The 20998-nt window shown below is 70.5% G+C and carries 14 protein-coding genes; 6 read left to right on the forward strand and 8 right to left on the reverse strand.

The window, feature by feature from the left end; all coding sequences use genetic code 11:
* Positions 1 to 70 precede the first annotated feature (70 nt).
* Positions 71 to 742 carry a GntR family transcriptional regulator gene (locus tag R2D22_RS07365; RefSeq protein ID WP_318102055.1) on the forward strand — a complete coding sequence of 224 codons (672 nt, stop codon included), beginning with the start codon at positions 71 to 73 and terminating at the stop codon, positions 740 to 742.
* A 160-nt stretch (positions 743 to 902) separates the two neighbouring features.
* On the opposite strand, the gene R2D22_RS07370 is transcribed toward R2D22_RS07365, so the two are convergent.
* Together R2D22_RS07370 and R2D22_RS07375 are read right to left on the reverse strand one after the other, a co-directional pair.
* On the reverse strand, positions 903 to 1583 hold the full coding sequence (locus R2D22_RS07370; RefSeq protein WP_318102056.1) for an ABC transporter ATP-binding protein: 681 nt from the start codon (positions 1581 to 1583) through the stop codon (positions 903 to 905).
* Complete coding sequence (locus tag R2D22_RS07375) at positions 1580 to 2665, reverse strand: ABC transporter permease (RefSeq protein WP_318102057.1); 1086 nt, start codon at positions 2663 to 2665, stop codon at positions 1580 to 1582. The genes R2D22_RS07370 and R2D22_RS07375 overlap by 4 nt, the downstream gene beginning before the upstream one ends.
* Positions 2666 to 2777: 112 nt before the next feature.
* Between R2D22_RS07375 and R2D22_RS07380 the strand changes: the two genes are divergently transcribed.
* Positions 2778 to 3959, forward strand: a complete 1182-nt coding sequence (locus R2D22_RS07380) for a sensor histidine kinase (protein ID WP_318102058.1) — start codon at positions 2778 to 2780, stop codon at positions 3957 to 3959.
* Positions 3956 to 4582, forward strand: a complete 627-nt coding sequence (locus tag R2D22_RS07385) for a response regulator transcription factor (RefSeq protein WP_318102059.1) — start codon at positions 3956 to 3958, stop codon at positions 4580 to 4582. Before R2D22_RS07380 ends, R2D22_RS07385 begins: the two co-directional genes overlap by 4 nt.
* 274 nt (positions 4583 to 4856) lie before the next feature.
* Here the strand turns inward: R2D22_RS07385 and R2D22_RS07390 are convergent, their stop codons facing one another.
* The gene (locus tag R2D22_RS07390; protein WP_318102060.1) at positions 4857 to 5186 is read right to left on the reverse strand and encodes a DUF5955 family protein; all 330 of its coding nucleotides are present in this window, start codon (positions 5184 to 5186) and stop codon (positions 4857 to 4859) included.
* 258 nt (positions 5187 to 5444) lie between these two features.
* On the opposite strand from R2D22_RS07390, the gene R2D22_RS07395 reads away from it, so the two are divergent.
* The 3 genes from R2D22_RS07395 to R2D22_RS07405 all read left to right on the forward strand — a co-directional run bounded on the left by R2D22_RS07395 (position 5445) and on the right by R2D22_RS07405 (position 9278).
* On the forward strand, positions 5445 to 6023 hold the full coding sequence (locus tag R2D22_RS07395; protein ID WP_318102061.1) for a nucleotidyltransferase family protein: 579 nt from the start codon (positions 5445 to 5447) through the stop codon (positions 6021 to 6023).
* Positions 6024 to 6247: 224 nt separating this feature from the next.
* Positions 6248 to 7870 carry a malate synthase A gene (gene aceB / locus R2D22_RS07400; RefSeq protein ID WP_318102063.1) on the forward strand — a complete coding sequence of 541 codons (1623 nt, stop codon included), beginning with the start codon at positions 6248 to 6250 and terminating at the stop codon, positions 7868 to 7870.
* A gap of 241 nt (positions 7871 to 8111) precedes the next feature.
* Entirely contained in the window at positions 8112 to 9278 is a 1167-nt protein-coding gene (locus tag R2D22_RS07405; RefSeq protein ID WP_318102065.1) for a GDSL-type esterase/lipase family protein, read from the forward strand.
* Between the two features lie 3 nt (positions 9279 to 9281).
* Here the strand turns inward: R2D22_RS07405 and R2D22_RS07410 are convergent, their stop codons facing one another.
* The 5 genes from R2D22_RS07410 to R2D22_RS07430 all read right to left on the reverse strand — a co-directional run bounded on the left by R2D22_RS07410 (position 9282) and on the right by R2D22_RS07430 (position 20925).
* Entirely contained in the window at positions 9282 to 11414 is a 2133-nt protein-coding gene (locus tag R2D22_RS07410) for a DEAD/DEAH box helicase (RefSeq protein WP_318102067.1), read from the reverse strand.
* A complete protein-coding gene (gene brxD, locus R2D22_RS07415) occupies positions 11411 to 12742 on the reverse strand; it encodes a BREX system ATP-binding protein BrxD (RefSeq protein ID WP_318102068.1) in 1332 nt (443 codons plus the stop codon). The genes R2D22_RS07410 and brxD overlap by 4 nt, the downstream gene beginning before the upstream one ends.
* On the reverse strand, positions 12739 to 15450 hold the full coding sequence (gene pglZ, locus R2D22_RS07420; protein WP_318102069.1) for a BREX-2 system phosphatase PglZ: 2712 nt from the start codon (positions 15448 to 15450) through the stop codon (positions 12739 to 12741). The genes brxD and pglZ overlap by 4 nt, the downstream gene beginning before the upstream one ends.
* A gap of 29 nt (positions 15451 to 15479) precedes the next feature.
* Positions 15480 to 19349, reverse strand: coding sequence for a BREX-2 system ATPase PglY family protein (locus tag R2D22_RS07425; RefSeq protein ID WP_318102070.1), 3870 nt, complete (start codon positions 19347 to 19349; stop codon positions 15480 to 15482).
* Between the two features lie 181 nt (positions 19350 to 19530).
* Positions 19531 to 20925 carry a PIN-like domain-containing protein gene (locus tag R2D22_RS07430; RefSeq protein WP_318102072.1) on the reverse strand — a complete coding sequence of 465 codons (1395 nt, stop codon included), beginning with the start codon at positions 20923 to 20925 and terminating at the stop codon, positions 19531 to 19533.
* Between the last annotated feature and the right edge of the window lie 73 nt (positions 20926 to 20998).

A 20998-nucleotide genomic window follows, 5' to 3' on the forward strand; every position in this document is an offset into this window, starting at 1 on the left:
AGGATGGGGGCACTCCCCTGCGCCGTCAAGCGTTTGGTATACCGTGATGACTTCGATATACGGAGGACACGTGACAGCGACCAACACGGCGGCCGCGCCGGTGGGTTCGGCGGGCGGCCCGGTGTGGCTGCGCGACCAGGTCTGCGAGGGCCTGCGCGACCGGATCATCACCGGGCGGCTTGCACCCGGCGACCGGCTCGTCGAGCGCGATCTGGCCGAGGAGTTCGGGGTCTCCCGGGTGCCGGTGCGCGAAGCCATCCGCATCCTGCTCGGCGAGGGCTTCCTCCAGGCGCTCTCCCCGCGCCGCATCGTCGTCAAGCAACTGTCCCGGCAGGACGTGGAGAACCTCTTCGACATGCGCGAGGCCCTCGAGGTCCTCGCCGCGCGCCGGGCCGCCGAACGCGCCACGCCCGAGCAGCTCCGTACGCTCGGGCACCTGCTGGAGGAGGCCCACCGGGCCACGCTGTCCGGCAAGCCGGAGCGCATCTCGCGCGCCAACACCGCCTTCCACCACCACATCGTGGAGCTGGCCGGCAACGAACTCCTCGCCACCACACTGGAGTCCCTTGAGGGCCGGCTGCGCTGGCTGTTCCAGCAGATCGACGACCCAGGTCCGCTGTGGGACGAACACCGCGCCCTGTACGACGCGATCGCCGCGGCGGACGCCGAGGCCGCGGCGGACATCTCCTTCCGCCACATCCGGCACTACCGGGAAGTGGCACTGCGGTTGTTGTTCGCCTGACGGCCGGGCGGGCAGCCACCCACCGTGTGGGCAATCGTCCCGCAGGGCGGGACGGGTGGGCACACGGGACGGCGCCCTTGCGGGCGCGTTCCGCTCAGGTGCCTGCCTACGCCACGGGCGCGGTCGCCCTTGAAGGGTGGCCGCGCCCGTGGGCTCTGGTTCAGGCCAGGGCCTGCTCCGACACCCGGCCGTCCTGGACCACGACCGTCCGGTCCGTCCGGGCCAGGTGCGTACGGTCGTGCGTGACCAGAACCGTCGCCGTGCCGCGCTCCTCCGTCAGGGTCGCGAGCAGCTCCACGACCGCCGCGCCCCGCTCGTGGTCGAGCGCGCTGGTGGGCTCGTCCACCAGCAGCACCGCGGGCTCGTTCATCAGCGCTCGGGCGATGTTGATCCGCTGCCGCTGACCGCCGGAGAGCTGGTGCGGCCGGCGGCCCGCCTGCCCGGCCAGGCCCACCGCGTCGAGCAGCGCCATGGCCCGCTCCCGTACCGCCTTCGGCTGCGCGCCCGACAGGTGGGCCATCACCTGGAGCTGCTCCACCGCGGTCAGCGAGGCCAGCAGGTTCGGCTGCTGGAAGACGATCCCGATCTTCTCGCGACGCAGCGCCGCCCGGCCCGCCTGGTCCAGCGACCCGGTGTCCGTACCGGCCACCACGACCCGCCCCCGGTCCGGGGTGACCAGCGTCGCGGCGACGGCCAGCAGGCTCGACTTGCCGGAGCCGGAGGGGCCGACCACGGCGGTGAGGACGCCCGCGGGCACCTCCAGGGTGACCGCGTCGAGGGCGGTGAGCCGCCCGTCGCCGTCGGGGTAGGTGAGTGTGACGTCGTCGAGGAGAAGACTCATCGGGCGCTCCCGAGCGCGGTCAGGGGGTCGACGGCGGTGATCCGCCGGATGGACAGGGCCGCGCCGAGGACGCCGAGGACGATCATCACGGCGGCCGGCCCGAGCACGGTCAGCGGTTCGAGGACGAACGGCACGTTCCCGCCGCTGATCAGCGCGCCGAAGGTGACGGCGAGCACCGTGCCGAAGAGGGTGCCCGCGGTGAGCATCAGCACCGCCTGCCCGAGGGCGTCCTTGAGCAGGTACGGGGTGGAGGCGCCGAGCGCCTTCAGGACGGCGACGTCACCGCTCCGCTGGATCGTCCACACGGTGAAGAAGGCCCCTATGACCAGCGCGGAGATCGCGAACAGGAAGCCGCGCATCATCTGCAGCGAGCCGTTCTCGGCCTGGTAGGACCCTATGGCGGTGAGCGCCTCGTCGAGGGTCATCGCCTCCGTGTCCGTGGCCTTGTCGCCGGCCGCGACGTCCGCGTCCGCGGCGGTGCGCAGCGCGACGACGGTGGCCTGCTGCTCCGTCGTGGTGCCGCCCTGCCCGAGCTTCTGCCAGTCGTCGAGCGAGGTCCACACCACGGGCGTGTGGCTGTACGAGGCGTCCCCGGAGACGGCGGCGACCTTCGCCTCCAGCGGGCCGAGGCGTACGGCGTCGCCGACACCGGCCCCCAGTTCCTCCGCGGCCGACTCGGACAGGACGACCTGCCCTGCGGCGAGCCGCCCGCTCTCGGGCGCGAGGCCGGCGTCCGGCTCGGAGCCGAAGGCGGAGACGGCGGCGGTGAGGTCGCCGGCCTCCGCGTTCAGGGTGCGGATGCCGAGCGGGTCCGCGGCCGTCACCCCGGGCTGCCCCGCCCACTGCTTCCACTGCTTCTCCGTCACCGTCGAGTTGGTGAAGGAGACCGACTGGCCCGAAGGCGGCGCGGCGAACGCGAGCCGGTCGGCGGGCAGCTCGGTGATCGCGGAGATGTTCTCCCGCGCGAGCCCGGCGGTCAGCCCGGACAGCAGTCCGACGAGCAGTGTGATCAGCACGATCACCGTGCCCATCAGGGTGAATCGCCCCTTGGCGAATCTGAGGTCTCTCCATGCCACGAACATGGTGACCAGCCTGCTCGGCCGGGGCACGCGCGGGCATCGCGCCACGGATGGCTCCGCAATCAAACTTTCGGTTGAGTCCGGATTGTCGGCTCCGGCCTAGGCTGGTCGCATCATGGATCCCCGTTCGCTCACCCCTGCCCTGCGCGCCCTGCGTGTCTGTCTGCATCTGCTGATGGCCGGGCTGCTGACGCTGGCCGCGGTGCGGTCGGACAGCGGCGCGGGCGTCGCCGCGGCGGTGCTGACCGGCGCGGTGTACGCGGCCGGGGCCGTCCTGCCGTCCGTACGGGAGTCGCAGCGGGCGGCCGCGCTGTGGCTGGGGGCACTGTGCGCGTCCTGGCTGGTGCTGCTCTGGCTGACGCCGGAAGGGCTCTGGGTCGCGTTCCCGCTGTACTTCCTGCAGCTCCACCTGCTGCCCGCGCGCTGGTCGCTGCCGGCCGTCACACTGACGGCGGGCGCGGCGATCGGGTCGTACGTACGGCACGGCTCGGCGCTCAACCCCGGGGTGTTCATCGGGCCGCTGCTCGGCGCGGCGGTCGCGGTGGCGACCGTACTCGGCTACCAGGCGCTGTACCGGGAGAGCGAGCGGCGCCGGCGGCTGATCGAGGAGCTGATCTCGACCCGGGCGGAGCTGGCCGCGGCCGAACGGCACGCGGGCGCGCTGGCGGAGCGGGAGCGGCTGGCCCGGGAGATCCACGACACGCTGGCCCAGGGGCTCTCCTCGATCCAGCTGCTGCTGCGGGCGGCGGAGCGGGCGCTGCCGGAGGACTCGCCGGCGGCGGGCCACATCGAGCAGGCGCGGCGGGCCGCCCAGGACAACCTGGCCGAGGCACGGCGGTTCGTCCGGGAGCTGTCGCCGCCGGACCTGGAGCGCGGCTCGCTGGCGGGCGCGCTGGAGCGGCTGTGCGAGCCGGGGCAGGTCGGCCCGGCCGGGCCGCGGGTCCGGTTCTCGGTGAGCGGGACGCCGACGGAGCTGCCGACGCCGTACGAGGTGGCGCTGCTGCGGATCGCCCAGTCGGCGCTGGCGAACACGGTGCGGCACGCGGGGGCGGCGCGGGCCGAGATCACGCTGTCGTTCATGGACGCGTCGGTGACGCTGGACGTGGTGGACGACGGCAAGGGCTTCGACCCGGCCGCTGTGCGCGCCTCCTCGGAGGGCGGCTTCGGGCTGCCCGCGATGCGTTCGCGGGCCGAGTCGCTGGGCGGCACGTTCACGGTCGAGTCGACGCCCGGCTCGGGCACGGCGATCGCGGTGTCGCTGCCCCTTCCCACCCCGATCGCTGGAGTGTCGACATGACGATCCGTCTCCTTCTGGCCGACGACCACCCGGTGGTGCGGGCGGGGCTGCGCGCGGTCCTGGACACCGAACCGGACTTCGAGGTGGTCGCGGAGGCGCCCACGGCGGAGCGGGCGGTGGAGCTCGCCGCCGCCGGGGGCGTGGACGTGGTGCTGATGGACCTCCAGTTCGGCGCCGGGATGCACGGCTCGGAGGCGACCGCGGCGATCACCGCGGCGCCGGGCGGGCCGCGGGTGCTGGTACTGACCACGTACGACACGGACGCGGACATCCTGGCGGCGGTGGAGGCGGGGGCCTCGGGCTACCTGCTGAAGGACGCCCCGCCGGAGGAGCTGGCGGCGGCCGTCCGCACGGCCGCGGCGGGCCAGTCGGCGCTGGCGCCGGCGGTCGCCCACCGCCTGATGGACCGGATGCGCACGCCGGCGGAGGCGCTGACGAAGCGGGAGCTGGAGGTGCTCCAGCTGGTCGGCGAGGGCCTGTCGAACCTCCAGATCAGCAAGGCGCTGTTCCTGAGCCAGGCGACGGTGAAGTCCCACCTGGTCCACATCTTCGCCAAGCTGGGCGTGGACTCCCGCACGGCGGCGGTGGCAACGGCCACGGCACGACGGCTGATCCGGAGGTAGGGGCGGGGCGACGGGGCCGCCGACGGGCTGGGGCCGGGGCCGCCGACGGGCTGGGGCCGGGGCCGCCGACGGGCTGGGGCCGGGGGCGCCGGGGCGCATGGCTCCGCCTTCGTCGGGCAGGACTACGCCCGGAAGGCGACACCCGCAGGAGTACGCCTGCGGATCGACAACCGCAGGACTACGCCCGGAGCGCTACGCCGCGCCGGCGACACCCAACGCACTACCCTGCGGAACTCCCCCGCCCCGGGCCGCCCCGCCCGACTCGCCCGGCGGGTTACCCTCGCCCCGCCACGCCCCCCGGCGCCTCGCCGAAGAGTTCGACGGCGCGGCGGACGGCCGTCAGGCCCTCGGTCAGGGCGCTCACCGAGCCGACCGAGCCGGCGACGAGCAGCAGCGACCGGCGCAGGCGCCGTACCTCGGGGACACCGCCGACGGCCATCGCGTCCATCGCCGCGAGTTCGTCCTCGGCGATCCCGCGGTCGACGAACTCGACGGGATGCCCGGCCAGTTCCCGGCGCAGTCGGGAGACGGCCGTACGCAGCTCGACCACCCTCGGGTCCTCGTCGCCGCCGGTCACACGCCTCTGCCCCATGCTCCGCAACAAAGTCTTCCCCCTCGCACGTCTCCGTGCCTGCTGTGCCTGTGCAGTTCACACCGAACGGACCCTGCGAACGGTGGTCAGGCGCCGGGGGTCGCGGCCAGTTAACGCCATCGCGCGCCGTGCGCGCCACTCCGCCGACCGAATTCGGCGGCCGATTCCCGGGGGTTCATGCGGTATGCAGGTCTCATGAACGCCTCACCACGCCACCCCGCCTCACCCTCACCTTCCGCCTCCCCTTCCTCATCACCCGCCGCCACGTCCGTGGCGGGACTGCTGCTCGCGGCCGGCGGGGGCCGCCGGCTCGGCGGCCGGCCGAAGGCGCTGCTGCCGCACCGCGGCCGCCCGCTCGTCGAGCACGCGGTGCGCACGCTGAGGGAGGGCGGCTGCGAGGTGATCCACGTGGTGCTCGGCGCGTCGGCCGGGCTCGTACGGAAGCGGGCGTCGCTCCCGGGGTGCGTCCTGGTCGACAACCCCGCGTGGGAGGAGGGCATGGGCTCGTCGCTCCGCGCGGGTCTGGCCTCGCTCGCCGGCACGGGCGCGGACGCGGCGCTGGTGAGCCTGGTGGACCAGCCGGGCATCGGCGCGGAGGCGGTGGCCCGGGTCCGCTCGGCTTACCGGACGCGGACGAGCCTTGCGGCGGCCTCGTACGACGGGAAGCGCGGCCACCCGGTCCTGTTCGGCGCGGACCGCTGGCCGGCGATCGTGGCGGGCGCGGTCGGGGACCAGGGGGCGCGGGACTACCTGCGGGCGCACCGGGATGCGATCACCCTCGTGGACTGTTCGGATGTGGCCGAGCCCTACGACATCGACACGGAGGCGGATCTGGCGCACCTTGAGTGAGGGACGTGGCACCCTGCGCCACGTTCTGTCGATCCGGAGAATCTCGACGTCAACAAACCATTGAACTTCCGCAATGAGGAAACTAGTATCCACTGTTCAGAAGCGCCGATGAGCTCAGACGGCGCTCGCGGCCGTATCTCGGCGCCGTGGCACTCCGTGCCACGCGGTGCGCCCGGCGGCCGGAAGGCACCGCCCGTGAAGTCCGCTGAAGGAAGTGACAGTTCATGTCCGCACCAGCGCCGTCCCCCCTGGTCGTCGTCGAAACCGCCCCGCTGCCCCGGCAGGAGGAGGTGCTGACCGACGCGGCCCTCGCCTTCGTGGCCGAGCTGCACCGCCGGTTCACGCCGCGCAGGGACGAGCTCCTCGCCCGCCGGGCGGAGCGCCGCGCAGAGATCGCCCGCACCTCCACCCTCGGCTTCCTGCCGGAGACCGCCGCGATCCGCGCCGACGACTCCTGGAAGGTCGCGCCCGCCCCGGCCGCACTGAACGACCGCCGGGTCGAGATCACCGGCCCGACCGATCGCAAGATGACCATCAACGCGCTCAACTCGGGCGCGAAGGTGTGGCTCGCCGACTTCGAGGACGCCTCGGCCCCGACCTGGGAGAACGTCGTCCTCGGTCAGGTCAACCTGATCGACGCGTACACCCGGAACATCGACTTCACGGACCCGCGGTCGGGCAAGTCGTACGCCCTGAAGCCGGCCGACGAGCTCGCCACCGTCGTGATGCGGCCGCGCGGCTGGCACCTGGAGGAGCGTCACCTCACGTTCGAGGGCCGCCCGGTCCCCGGCGCGCTGGTCGACTTCGGCCTGTACTTCTTCCACAACGCCAAGCGGCTCATCGAGCTCGGCAAGGGCCCGTACTTCTACCTCCCGAAGACGGAGTCGCACCTGGAGGCCCGCCTCTGGAACGACATCTTCGTCTTCGCGCAGGACTACGTCGGCATCCCGCAGGGCACCGTCCGCGCCACCGTCCTGATCGAGACGATCACGGCCGCGTACGAGATGGAAGAGATCCTCTTCGAGCTCAAGGACCACGCGGCGGGGCTGAACGCCGGCCGTTGGGACTACCTCTTCTCCATCGTCAAGAACTTCCGTGACGGCGGCGAGAAGTTCGTCCTGCCGGACCGCAACGCGGTCACGATGACGGCCCCGTTCATGCGCGCGTACACCGAACTCCTCGTCCGTACCTGCCACAAGCGCGGTGCGCACGCGATCGGCGGCATGGCGGCGTTCATCCCGTCGCGCAAGGACGCCGAGGTCAACAAGGTCGCGTTCGAGAAGGTCAAGGCGGACAAGGACCGCGAGGCCGGCGACGGCTTCGACGGCTCCTGGGTCGCCCACCCGGACCTGGTGCCGATCGCGATGGCCTCCTTCGACGCGGTCCTCGGCGACCGGCCGAACCAGAAGGACCGGCTCCGCGAGGACGTCCACGTCGAGGGCCCGGAGCTCATCGACATCGCCTCGCTGGACGCGAAGCCCACGTACGACGGCCTGCGCAACGCGGTCCAGGTCGGCACCCGCTACATCGAGGCGTGGCTCCGCGGCCTCGGCGCGGTCGCCATCTTCAACCTGATGGAGGACGCGGCCACGGCCGAGATCTCGCGCTCGCAGATCTGGCAGTGGATCAACGCAGGTGTCGTCTTCGAGAACGGCGAGAAGGCCACCCCGGAGCTGACCCGCAGGGTCGCCGCCGAGGAGCTGGCCGCGATCCGCGCCGAGGTCGGCGAGGAGGCGTTCGCGGCCGGCAAGTGGCAGGAGGCGCACGACCTGCTCCTGCACGTCTCCCTCGACGCCGACTACGCGGACTTCCTCACCCTCCCCGCGTACGACCAGCTGGTCGGCTGACCCGCACAGCAGCCGAACAGCACCTCCCGCACGGACAGCCCCGCCCCCGGTGACGCACAGCACCGGGGGCGGGGCTTTTGCGTCTGCCAAGGAGCTTTCGTAAACCGACTTTCCGGTCGCCTCCGTGACGAAAGAGAAACCTGACGCTACCTAGCGGTAACAAGCAGCGGCGTGCGAGATTCCGCCATGCCACCGGCCGGCGGCTGTCCCCCACGTCACTGCGCACCGCAGGAGCACAGCCATGCCTCTTCGTCGTCATCGCGCTCGCCACCGCGCCGTACGCGGCCTGCTGGCCTTCTCCCTCGCCGCCGCCGGCCTGGTCACCGCCGGGGTGTCCCCCGCCACGGCGAGCCCCGGCTCCGGCCCGACCGCCGTCGTGGCGATGGGCGACAGCTACATCTCCGGCGAGGCGGGCCGGTGGCAGGGCAACAGCCTGACGACCTCCGGCAGCCGCAACGGCACCGACCGGGCGTGGACGGGCAGTGCATACGATCCGACCCGCGTGTACGGCACGACGGCGGCCAACGGCTGCCACCGCTCGGACTCCTCCGAGGTGCGCAGCGCGGGCGCGATCGCCACGAACCTGATCAACCTGGCCTGCTCGGGCGCGACGACGAAGAACGTCTTCCGGGCGTCGAACGGCGGCGTGTCCTACAAGGGCGAGGCCCCGCAGGCGGACCAGCTCGCGGCGGTCGCGGCGGCCAACGACGTCAGGACGATCGTGCTGTCGGTGGGCGGCAACGACCTGGGCTTCGCGGACATCATCCGCACCTGCGCGACCGACTACATCGTCTGGTACTCGTACTGCCACGACGACCAGCAGGCCGAGGTCGACACGAAGATCGACGGCGTGATGACGAACGTCGGCAAGTCGATCGACGAGATCCGCGCGGTGATGTCCGCGGCCGGCTACTCGAGCTCGAGCTACCGCGTCATCCTCCAGTCGTACCCCTCCCCGATCCCCCGCAGCACGGAGAACCGCTACGGCGAGAGCGGCTGGACCCGCACGAACACCGGCGGCTGCCCGTTCTGGAACAAGGACTCCGACTGGGCCCGCGACAGCCTGGTCCCCCAGGTCTCCAACGGGCTGAAGGCCGTCGCCGCGGCGAAGGGCGCCCAGTTCCTGGACCTGCGTGACATGCTCCAGGGCCGCGAGATCTGCGCGAAGGCGAGCAAGCAGGTCACCTCCACGGTCCCGGCCTCGGCCGCGACCAGCGAGTGGGCCCGCTGGATCGACCAGAACGAGACCCAGGGCCCCATCCAGGAGAACGTCCACCCCAACTACTACGGCCAGCAGGCCCTCGGCCGCTGCCTCTCCCTGATCCACGCCCAGCCCACCGGCAACTTCACCTGCCGCAACACGGCGGGCTCGGGCACGTCGGGGATGTACCTGACGGCGGTGTCCTGACGGTCAGGTCCCTGCCTCGACCACGAATCTGGTCGGCTCTTCCAGAACCGTCCGGGCACCCGCCATGTCGGCGAACCGAGTCGCGAGGGTCGCTTCCGCGAGGCGGGGCGGAAGCGCCTCTCCGAACTTCAGGCCCTTCACCGCCCGGGGATCCACCTCGGGGAGGCACAGCCCTCCCGACACATCGGCTACTGCTTGTTTCCAGGCCCGCGGGTCGACGTCTTCCCGGAGCCTGATCCAGCAGTCGTTGATGCGCTGGGCCGGTGAGGTGACTGCACCCAGGGAGGCAGCAAGGGTCGCGTTGGCCCGGTGACCTGCCCAGGTCCACCAGCGGATGTACCCGCACCGCCCTCGGGTGACAAGGGTGCCACCCGGATGTACGGCGTCCATGAAATGGTCCCTCGCCTCGGCGAGCGAAGCCACAGCCCGTTTCGTCAGCTTCACCGAGGGATCGGCACCCAGCAGCACCTCTCGGACAGCCCGGGTCAGCTCGAACGAGGTGGCCCGGGCAAATCCCAGCCCGCTCCACTTGGCCTTGCCACCACCGTCGGTCGGCTCCACGTAGCAGCGCTTGCGGCGCCAGTCGATGTACGTGACGAGCCAGCTTCGACCGGCCAGGAGCAGCTTCCTGGGCCCCTCGATCTCCTCGGTGAGCAGGTCCGGGTCCGTCCTCCCGATCTCGGACCGCCCTTGGAACACAGTGAACTGAGGCGGTGCGGTGAAGACCGCCGTAAGCCCCATGAAATGCCGGTGCCCGAAACGGCGCTCCGCTTCCGGCCCCACGAAGAGCATGCCGCCGTCCCGGTCGAGGAAGCCCTCGTCCACCAGGTGCCGCACAATCGGCTCTGCCGGCTGCCCGAACGGACCGAGCCCGTTCCACCACTCGGGCCAGAGGCGGTCACCGACCCGGTGCTCCTGCAAACAAAGCGCAATGAGCTGCTGTGCCACGATGTGGCGTGGCTCGGGCGGGGGAACGATTGGTTCTACCCATCCCCGGGACCAGAGCAGGAGCAGCCCGGCCGCGGACAGCAGTCCGTCCTCGGTCAACGCCAGGAAGAGGCAATTGCGTGTCGTTCCTGTTCTGCGTCCGGTACGGCCGAGCCGCTGCAGGAACGAAGCCACTGTGGCCGGCGCCTCGAGCTGGATCACCCGGTCCAGGTCGCCGACGTCGATTCCCAGTTCCAGCGTGCTGGTCGACACGATGACACAGTCCCGGGCCTCCGCGAACGCCTGCTCCGCACGTCGGCGCTCGTCGACGGACAGTGAGGCGTGCGACAGGAACGTCGTCACGCCCCGTAGACGCAGCTTTTCACCCAGTTCCTCCACCATGCGGCGCGATTCGCAGAAGACGAGTCGCTTCTCACCCGCGTGCAGGGAGGCAATGACCGTGGCCGCGTTGTCCACGGAGCCGACGTAGTCGAGTTGGATGTCGACCACGGGCTCATTCGTCGCCGAATGCGCGGCAGGCGAGGCGTCAAGGTGCGGCGCGACCACGCGTGCCACCCGATGGCCCGCCCCGGACCCTTGAAGCCAATGAAGCAGTTCGACGGGATTTCCCACGGTGGCGGACAGCCCGACGCGCTGGATCGGACGGCCCACGGACTTCTGCAGCCGCTCGAGCAGCGCGAGGAGATGCCATCCCCGATCGTCCCCGGCGAAGGCATGCACCTCGTCGACGACGACGGTCCTCAGCCCCGAGAAGAACGCCTTGTGGTCGACGTTCGCGCTGACCAGCATCGCCTCCATCGACTCGGGCGTCGTGAGCAGCACATCGGGCCGGTTGTTCAGAATGCGCTTACGCTGCCCCGCCGTCACATCTCCGTGCCAGAGCGCGGCCGTACGCCCGAGCCAGGATGTGTATGTCTCCAACCGTGGCAGCAAGTTGTTGAGCAAAGCCTTTAGAGGGCACAGGTACAGGACCGAGGTGCCCTGCCATCGCTCTGCTGTCATTCTCGACAGGATCGGGAAGGAAGCGGCTTCGGTCTTCCCACCCGCTGTCGGAGCCAGCAGGATCGCGTCCTCGCCGGCCATCAGGGGCTCGATCGCGTCCTCTTGCAAGGGCCGCAGACTCCGCCAGCCGAGCGAGTTGACGATGTGATGAGTGAGTACGGGGTCGAGATCGTCCAGGGAACTCACGGAAGATCCAGTTCGATGTCGTCCGCATCGGCTGTGGCGGCGTTCCGTTCGACCTCGTTGAGCTCGGCACTGGACACCGTGAGTGCGTAGTGCAGCCGGGGGTCGAACTCCTCGAACTCGTCGACCCGGTCGAGTACATCGGCGACGAGCTTGCGCAGGAACAGCCGGGGGGCGACTCCCACCTTCCCGCCCAGCCCGCCGGTGACCGCTGCAGCCAGCTCGCCCAAGTAGGCGTCGTCGACGCGTGCGGCGATGCGCTCCGGGTTCCGTGCCGCTCCCGCGTACAGGTCTCGAACGTTGCGTCCGAGTTCGCCGAGTCCGGGGAGATCGAAACCGGCGAGGCGCAGCTGGACCGCGCGCGGGGAGTCGAAGCGCGGATCGGTCGTGAAGTCGGTGGCGAGGCGTTGTGCAAGGGGAGCCAGACGCTGGACGCCCTGCTGCCCGTCGTAGAACGCGGGCGTTCCCGTGATCACCAGGAACAGCCCGGGGAAGCGGCCCGCGTCGATCTCGTCGAGCAGTTGGCGCAGGGCGTTGAGCCCTTTCTCCCGCACATCGCCGCGGACACGCTGCAGGGTCTCGATCTCGTCGAGAACCACCAAAAGTCCGGGGTGTCCACAGTCCCGGAGCACGGTCAGCAGTCCTTGCAGGAAGCCCATCGCCCCGAAGTGGTCGAGGTCGCCGCGGACTCCTGCTGCGCGGCGCGCCGACGCCGCCACGGATTTCTGGCCGCCGAGCCAGGCAATGAGCGCCTCAGCGGTCGCGGCGTCACCGTTCGCGCGGGCGTCGCGGTAGCCCCGCAGTGCGGCGGCGAACGCAGGAGTGGTGCGCGCGACATCGGCGAGCCGCTGCTCCATGAGCTCGTCTACGGCCGCGGCGAGCGCCTTCTCGTCGTCGTCCGAGACCTCACCGGCGTCGAGGATCTCCTCCTCGAGGGTGTAGAACCATGAATCGACGACCGCCTTGAGTGCGCTGGGCTGGTGGGTGGCGGTGGCAAGCCGTTCGGTGAGCCGGCGGTAGACCGTCTCGAGCCGGTGCAGTGGGGTCTCCGTCTCGGAGATCTGCACCTCGGTCGTCGCGAGCCCCGCCCTCTTGGCCCGTTCGGCGAGCCATCGTGCGAAGAAGGTCTTGCCGGACCCGTACTCGCCCCGGATGGCGTGGAAGGCGGATCCCCCGCGCGCCACCGTGGCAAGGTCGTCGTCGAGTGCAGTGGTGAAGCGGTCGAGCCCGACCGCGAACAGGTCGAGGCCCGTCTGCGGCACAGTTCCGCGGCGCAGGGCACCCACCACCTCACGGCGGCGGGCCAGGCTGATCTCGGTGACGCCGGTCAAGGCTGCTCCGTTCCGAACTGGTCTTGCAGAAGCGGGATGTTCAGCTCGACGGTCCGTCCCGCATCCACCAGGTCGAGGACGCCGTAGCCCTCGACGTTGAGGAGCCGCTGCACCACGGTGACGAAAATTTCCGGATTCCGTTGCGACCTTCCGGTGGCAGCGGTTGCGGCAGCCGCCACCGCGTCCGGGGTGAGCCTTCCGCCCGCGTCGGCGAGCGCGTCGATCACGGCCGACACGGCCTTGGCGTCGGGTGCGCGTCGCACGAACGCCTTCTGGGTCTGATACCTCTGCGTCGCCACGACCTTGCCACCCAGCGTCAGGGTCTCGGGGACCACTTCCGCCGCCTCGAACAACCCCTCGACCTGCTGGTCCGCCTTCTGCCGGCGGCTCCGGCGCGGGGCCGATGTCTCCGCCTCTTGGCTCACAGCGGCGTCGGCGCGGGACTCCCACCAGTGAGGTACGGCCTGCTCGTGCGGCAGTACCACCCAGCCGGGTGGCAGCAGCTCCTGGGAGGGCACCAATGTGATCACCGGTACGGTGACCTCCGCGAGCGCAGCACCGCCGTGATAGCCCGCCTTGCGTGGCGTGTACCTGATGTTCTCACGCCATGGCGCGATGATGCTTCCGTCGCCCTCCAGCACCCTCGGGCCACGGAGCTCGATCTCGCCCTCGGCCGCCGTGCCCGTACGCCACCGCGCACTCTGGACGCCTGTCGCCTTCGTCGGGCCCTGCCCCTTCGGCGATCGGTCGATCACATGACCGTGGTCGGATACGAGGACCACGGGACGTCCGTAGTCGCGGGCCGCGTTGAGCAGGTCCAGGAGGTGGCTGATGTCCTTGAGCCGCCACCGGGTCCGCTCGCCCTCCCGCCCGTGGTCCAGGGCGTCGTCGATGGTGTTCAGCACGACCCCGACGACTCCGTCCCCGGCGAGCGACTCCAACAGCTCCGGGGCGATCCGGTGCCCCTCGGCCCCGCCGATCTGCCCCTTGTGGAAAAGGGTGCCCTCCCGCCGGTGCCGCTGCCAGAACGACGCGAACCCCTGGACCTCCGCCGCCTGTTTGCCGCTCGTGGCGGTTCCGCAGAGCAGCGAGGCCCGGCTGATGGTGGTGACCGAGGGAAGCATGGACACCGCTGCCTGCCGCCGCGGCGCCTCCTCGTCCTGGGGTGCGGGCACGACTTCCGTCCAGACCCGGCGGTCGATCTCGTCGCCGAGCTGCGCCGCTATGGCCGCGCTCATGCCGTCGAGGACCAGCACCAGCGGCGGCGCCCCCTTGCCTGCACCGGCCAACGGTACGGCGAGGGTGGCGAGGACGTCCTCGATGACCAAGGCCCCCGCGGGCGCGTCGGCCGTGGCGGTCCTGGTCCAGCCCGAGAGCCGGGTGGCAAATGCCTCGTCGATGGCGGCGCGGCGCGCCCGCGCCTTGCCGATCAGGCGGTGGTACGCCTGGCCGACGACGCTGCCACCCAGCGGGTCCCCCTCCGCGAGGACGGCCAGGGCCCGGTCGGCCCATCCCCACTGCGCCACGTGGTCGGTCACCGCCTGCCCGACCGATGCCACGGCAGGGGTCGGAGTGTCGAGCCATCGGACGATACGGACGGCCATGCGAGCGGCGGTGCAACTGGCCTGGTGCAGGCGCGCCAGTTGATGGGACAGCACCTGCTCCAGGGCGGCCTCCGCCTCCTGCGAGGAACCTTCCAGCGCGGTGGCGAGGTCAGTCAGGCGCGCCTTCAGGCCGGAGGGCAGCAGCGGATCGGTCCGCAGAGCATGGCCGAGGCCCGCCTCGGCAGCCAGCTTGTCGGCCCGGTCCAGGACGGAGAACGTGCGCTGACGCGCCTCCGCGCCCTGCGCCGTGTTGGCCTCGGCTTCACCGATCCACCGAGCGAGCGTGCCGACGACTGAGGCGGTGAACTTCGGCAAGTCCTCCACCGAGCGCAGCGACGAGCCGAACAGCCCCCCGAGCGCGAAGCTCGCTCCGGGAGGAGCGTCCGGAGCGCTCAGGACTGACCCCAGGACACCGAGGGCCATGGCATCCTGGGCGCGGCCGTCCGCCACAAGGGCCAGCAGCGTGGGGGCCGCCGCGCCGATGACGCCGGTCAACCAGACTGTCACGCCCTCTCGTTCGGACGGCGAGAGCTCCTGGAATCGGGAGGGGCCGGCCGATGTCCGAGACCATGCGAGCAGTGCATTGGTGTCGAGGTCGAGCGAGTTGCCGCCATCGGCACGGCCCAGGCCCAGCTGCTCGCGGACGAGAGCGTGAACGGCCGCGTCGCGGGTGAGTACGGATGCTTCGCGCGGCCAGCCTTCCTTGGGTTCGGCATCGATCAAAGCCTCGAGCAGCCACGCCTCACGGATCATGCGGGGGTCGATATCGGAGGCGCCGAAGAGCTGCTTGACGATCTCGGCCCGGTCCACGGTGAGACTGCGGCGCCCCACGGCATGGGCACGGAGGTCCCAGCCGAGCGCGCCGGCCGGCACATCGGTCGTGACGACGAGCAGCCGGTCGGAGTCCGGCTCGGCGAGGACTCGCTGCCAGGCGTCGGCGATCCCCAGGACGGACTCCTGGTCGGTCACGCGAACCTGCCGCTGTCGGCCGTCGACACGCGCCGTGAAGTCGGTCGGCGCCGTGCTGTCGTAGCGCGCGTGGACGAGCAGTAGTCGCCGGTCCCTGGCACGCCGCAGCTCCGTCTCGAGAAGAGCCTCGACCATCCGACGATCGATGAGCGGGCGCACCGCCATCAGGAGCGCGCCTCACCGTCGGCGGGGCCGCTGTGCTCCGGCGGGACGACCTGCCAGGTGATCTCGACGGCCATGCCCGGGTTCGCGTTCGCGTAGGCGAGGATCTCGTCCCACAGGTTGTCGATCGCCTTGCTCAGCGCGTTCTCCAGGTGGCTGGGCTGCAGCCGCACAGTACGGGAGCCGCTTGTGCCCGGGCCCCCTGCGACGGGTACCTGGGGACCGGCCTGGGGTCGGTCGGACGGAACGGACGGCTCACCGTGCTGGGTGAGCCGCACGTCGTCGGCGGTCGGCTCAGCAAGTACGGGCTGGGCCACCGGCTCCGCCACCTGGGCCAGCTGGGCCGCGTCCCTGATCAGCGCCACGGCCTTGGTGCGAAGCGACTCCAGGGGCGGGATCAGCGAGCGTTCGAACTCACTGGCCGACGCCGCCTCGGCGATCTCCGCGATCAGTCGCTCGGCCCGCTCGCCGAGGGTGTCCTGACGCCCGACGAAGCCACGAACGCTGTCCAGGAGCTGCCAGTCCGCGCTGTCCAGGGCCTTGAGTACGTCCGGGGCCGAGGTCAGCGCGGTGGCCAGCACTGTGTCGGACGTGGTGTACGACGCCTCGGCCAGTTCCTTCACCAGGGCGGTGGCCTCGTGGTGACGCGCCAGGCGGGCGAGCAGGTCCGCCGCATCCTTCACCGACGACGTCCGCGAGCCGGCCTCCGGGTCCAGGCCCAGGGCGTCGGCGTGCCGGTTCAGCGACGTCCGAACCGCGTTGACCGGCTGCTCGTACTGATTGATCTTGTCCCGGACGCCGGTGTACAGCTTGTTGACATTTCGGGCGAAGAGGGTGGGCTGCACCGCCACACCGAAGATCTTGGCTGCCTTCTCCCGGGCTGTCGCGTACTCCTCGGCAGTGGGCAGCTGCTGGGCACGGAGCGCGTGACCGGCCCCGATGTCGCTCAGCTCGGGAGACTGCGCCAGCGCGCTGCCTCCGTGGAGAATCCAGGCACGGTCGTCGAGCAGCGCGTACGTCGCGATGATCAGGCTGCTGATGTTCTTGTCCAGCCCGGTCCAGCCGTGGTCCTTGGCGATCCACCCGCGGATCTCCTCGACCGACAGGTCCTCGGCGCCGGGCCGGTGCTGGTGGGCGGTCTGATTGATCCGCTGACGCCAGTCGTTGCGGAGAACCAGCGGACCGTCGTGGACCTGGCCCAGTTCGAGCGGTTCCACAATCTTCTTGACCGTCTTGAGGTGGTGACTGTCGACCTCGATGCGCCGGCCGCCGTCGTCCATGGCCCGGGTGATCCACGTCAGGGCGGTCTTCAGCTCGCCTATGGTGATCGGCTTCCGATCGCCTGCCCGGTCGAAATCAGGATGCTTGGGGTAGAGCGCCCCGAAGGCCCCGTCGGCCAGGTGCCGCAGGTTGTCCGCGAAGGATTTGCCGCCCAGCAGCTGGGGCCGGCCGTACTCGGGGAGTAGCGGCAGGATGTGCTTCCCTTCGCTGACCTCTGCGGACACGCTGTTCTCGTCCACCTTGGCGATGCCGTAGAGCTGCGCCAGGGTCGCGGTGAGCTGCGAGGTCAGGGTGTCGCGCTGGGCCGCCAGCTGGTGGCGGACGCGCACCCGGTCGTCCGAGGCGAGATGCCCGGCGTAGTCGTCGAGGCGATCGCGCTCGAGCAGGTAATTGATCTTGATCAGGCGTCCGAGCTGGGCGTTCTTCTGCTCGGAGAAGAAGGACGGCAGCCAGACGAGCGTCGGGGCCATGACCCCTTCGGCGCGCAGGAGCTCCACGCGCTGGGCGTCGTCGTTGGGGAAGTGCTGACCGTCGTCGAAGGGATAGTCCAGGATGAACCGGACCCGCCCGTCCACGCCGGGGCGGAACTGCTCGGTCGGCAGCTGCGTGGTGTCGCGGACGTTCTCGAAGACGAACTCGGCCGTGCGCCGGGTGCCCCTCCAGACGATCTCGTGCTCGCAGACGAACGCCCCGGTGTCCTTCAGCCCGAGCGCCTTCCACAGCTGATCCTTGACCCAGATGCGACGGGCCCCGGTGCGGTCCTCGTCGGCCACCATGTCCAGTAGCGGCTCGATGTCCAGGTCGGACAGGTGCAGCGTGAACACCGGATCCTGGTCGCCGTCGGCCCGGATCTCGCCGAACTCGGCCTGCAGTTCCCGCAGTCGGGTCACGACGAGCGAACCGGGGGCGACGGTCCGAGAGCGGATGGAACCGTGGTTTAGGGCGGCGATCCGCCCACCGGTGAGCCTCTTGAGGGCGGGAACGTCGGGGGCGAGAGCGGCGAGAAGCAATGTCTTGATGAACCGGTCGTCGGCGATGAACTTCTCGTTCTCCTCCGAGCCGTACTTCTCCAGGAGGTGCGCCCGGACCTTGTTGTGGAAGGTGTGGGCGGCCTCGGCCTCGTTCTTGAGCCGGTCCGTGAACGCCTCGCCGGTACCGTCGGACAGCACATCCCACAGGTCACCGAGAGGGATGAGCTCGCCCAGCTTGAAGTCGGCCCGGCGCCGCCGCAGCATCTCCTGAAGCAGCTTGAGACCGGTCCGCTCCCGCTGAAGCGCGCCCGAGAGCGCCACGAGGACGTTCAGCAGTGCGGGCGACAGCGGGTAGACGGCGCGGAAGTCAGACCAGTCCGCCTGGGTGGCACCGTGCGCGTCGAGCAGGACGTCCCGCACCTGGGAGCTCGTGGACTCGACCGCCCCGAAGGCCCCGTCGAGTGCGGCTCGCGCCGCCTCGTCCTTCGGCTTGAGGATGCGCTCCTTGATGATCTCCGGCAGGTTGCGGTCCTCCAGGCTCACCACATCGAAGCGGCCCTTCAGGTACTCGACCTGCTGCTCGAGATTCTTCACGTCAGCGCCGACGACGTCGGCACCGACGAGCTGGGAGAGGTCACGCTGCCGAGAGATGAAGGAAACGATGGGGACGGGACGTGCGCTGTCACCGGACTCGATCAGCTTGACCAGCTTGCCGACCTCCGAGTTCACCTTCTCGCGGTTCGACATGTGCGCCTGGAGCCACAGGATCAGCTCGTCGAGGAACAGCACGATCCCGTCATAGCCCAGCGACTTGGCATGCCGGCTGATGACGGCGAGCCCGTTCTCCAGCGGCAGGAACGCCTGGGCGTCGCCGCGGGCACCCTCCGCGTAGGACGACATCGGGCCGGTCAGGAGGGCGGAGACGAGCCGGTCCCGCCGGGCGTCACCGGCCGGCGCGGCGAAGGCGGCGTCCAGCTCGCCAGAAGCCCAGACCGATCCCGTGCTGTCGATCACGTCGAGATCGTCGAGGTCGGCGTCCGCGGCGCCCGAGGCGCTGGAGTCAGCGGCGCCGGGCAGCAGTGCGATGAACGCATCGTCGCCGATGCTGTTCCGCAGCTTCGCCGCGTCTGCGAGCATCGAGTCGGCCCGGTAGACGGGCGGGGTGGGCGCGCCGGGGTGGAGACGCCGCACCTCGGCGACGTACCCGCCGAGCAGCGCCGAGTCCAGGTCGGTCGAGCCGACGAGGTGGTACGGCACCATCAGGAACCGCTTGCCGCGCAGCCACTCGTCGTGTTCGGCGATGACCTCCTGGAGCCGCGGCTTGGCCCGGGCGGAGGGCTCGTTGTTCAGCACCGCGTGCAGCACGGTCAGGAAGTGGCTCTTACCGGAGCCGAAAGATCCATGAAGGTACGCGGCATGCGAGTTCCCGCTGCGAACCGAGGCCCGGACCATACCGAGGGCCTTCCCGAAGGCCAGCTTCAGCTGGTCGGTGACCACGTATTCCGCGACCCGGGCGTCGGTCTCGGTGAAGCCACCGGTGAGCTCCACCTTGAAGTCGCCGGCGTGGACGTCTTCCTTGATGTCGATGACATCCCGCAGGAAGAGTTCATTCGTGGGCATCGGTGGCTCTCGTTCCCTCACTCGGCGGTTCACAATTCCGCGCAACGCGCATGTCTCCCCCATCTTGCCAGCTCGGAAGGCCGGTCAGTCGGGGCATCGAGACTTCCGTCAAGATCAGTGGATCATGCTCGAACCGGGGCAGTGGGGCCATCGGGGCCGCGCCTTGGCACCACCCCCGGAGTCATGCTTCCTGCGGGTTCGCGCCGTCGCCCGGGTCGCTCTCGCCCCGGGAGGGCTGCGAGCGGCCGGTCCCGTCCCCGAAGATCTCCACGAGCAGCGGAACAGCCTCGTCCGGGATCCGGAAGCCGGTGGCCCATGAGGGCTCCGTCGCCGACCCGTAGATCGTGTGGAGCAGGAAAGACTCCTCCCCACTCAGCAGCCCCTGGTCCTCCAGCTCCCTCGCCACGGTGCTGATGGGGCGGGTGAACCCCTTCAGCTGCCGGTCGTCCGGAAACCCGGCCAGGTCGTACACGGTGGCCCGATCCACGAATCCGCCGTTCATGGCGGCGGCGATAACCACCTTGGCCCAGGCCGGGTAGCGCACCCGCAGATGCTCGACGAAGGTGCCGAGCGACTGCCGGGTCCAGCCCGTCTCGACGGCAGTGTCCCCACGGTCCGCCTCACGCAGCTGTTCCAGGTCGCCGACCGAATCCATGTCGACGTCCAGGCCGTCCAGCAGTTCCTCGGCCCAGGTGAGCAGTTCCGCCGGGGTGAGCATGAAGAGCCGTACGTCCGCATGCTCGCGCAGTTCCACCAGCAGCTCGGCGCGGGGTCGGGCGGGGACGTCTCCGTCTCTCGGGTGCCACCAGTCCTTCTTGACGTCGCCGGTCACCAGCAGCACGTCGGTCTTCCGGCTCTGCGCCTCCTTGAGGAGCTGCACCCAGAGCAGGTAGTCACCCGCCGCCCGCTCGGGCGGCTTGTTCTTGAAGTCCTCGAACCCGGGCGGGATCTCCTCGTCGGCCCGCTTCTGGGCCGTCTGGACCGCCCGGTCGTACTCGTCCTCCGGGAGCGGCTCGCCGATGCGTCCCTGAAGGAGCGGTTCGAGTTCGGTCAGGACCGGATCGCTGTGGGTCTCCTCCGTCCCCTCCAGGACATCGCGCCGAGCCTGCTCGTCGATCAGTTCCCGCAGCCCGTCCATCGCCTCGGAGAGGGCCTTCAGCCCCTCGGCGATGCGCTCGGTGACGCGTTCCTCCTGCTTGAGCCGTACATCCTTCATCCACCGGTCGACGGCGTCGTGAGCGGACCGACGAGCCTTGTCCAGGGCAAGGGAGGTCTCCTTGGCCCTGGTGCTGTGATGGTGGCGGATGGACTTCTGCTCCCGATTGCGCCAGAACTCGGTGAGCACCTGGTGCGGGACCCACAGCCGGTCACGGAGCTTGCTCAGCACGGCCAGAGTGTCCTGGCGGGTACGGGCGTTGGAGCGGTACAGGTTGAGCAGCACGTTGGTGTCGAGAACGACCATGCCGGCCTGGAAGAGCCGCTCGTAGTCGGCCTTGAGTGGAGTCCGGTGGGCCCCGTCGCAGTCGAAGATGCCCCGCCCGGAAGACTGCCCCGCGGACGTGTCCGTGTACCCCATACTGCTGCGCGCTCCCCGTCGTTGACCGGGCACGTGCCCCGGGCATGGTCGGCATGGTTCCAGGCTGGGGCGG

The organism is Streptomyces sp. HUAS YS2 (assembly GCF_033343995.1).
GTDB classification, from domain to species: Bacteria; Actinomycetota; Actinomycetes; order Streptomycetales; family Streptomycetaceae; genus Streptomyces; species Streptomyces solicathayae.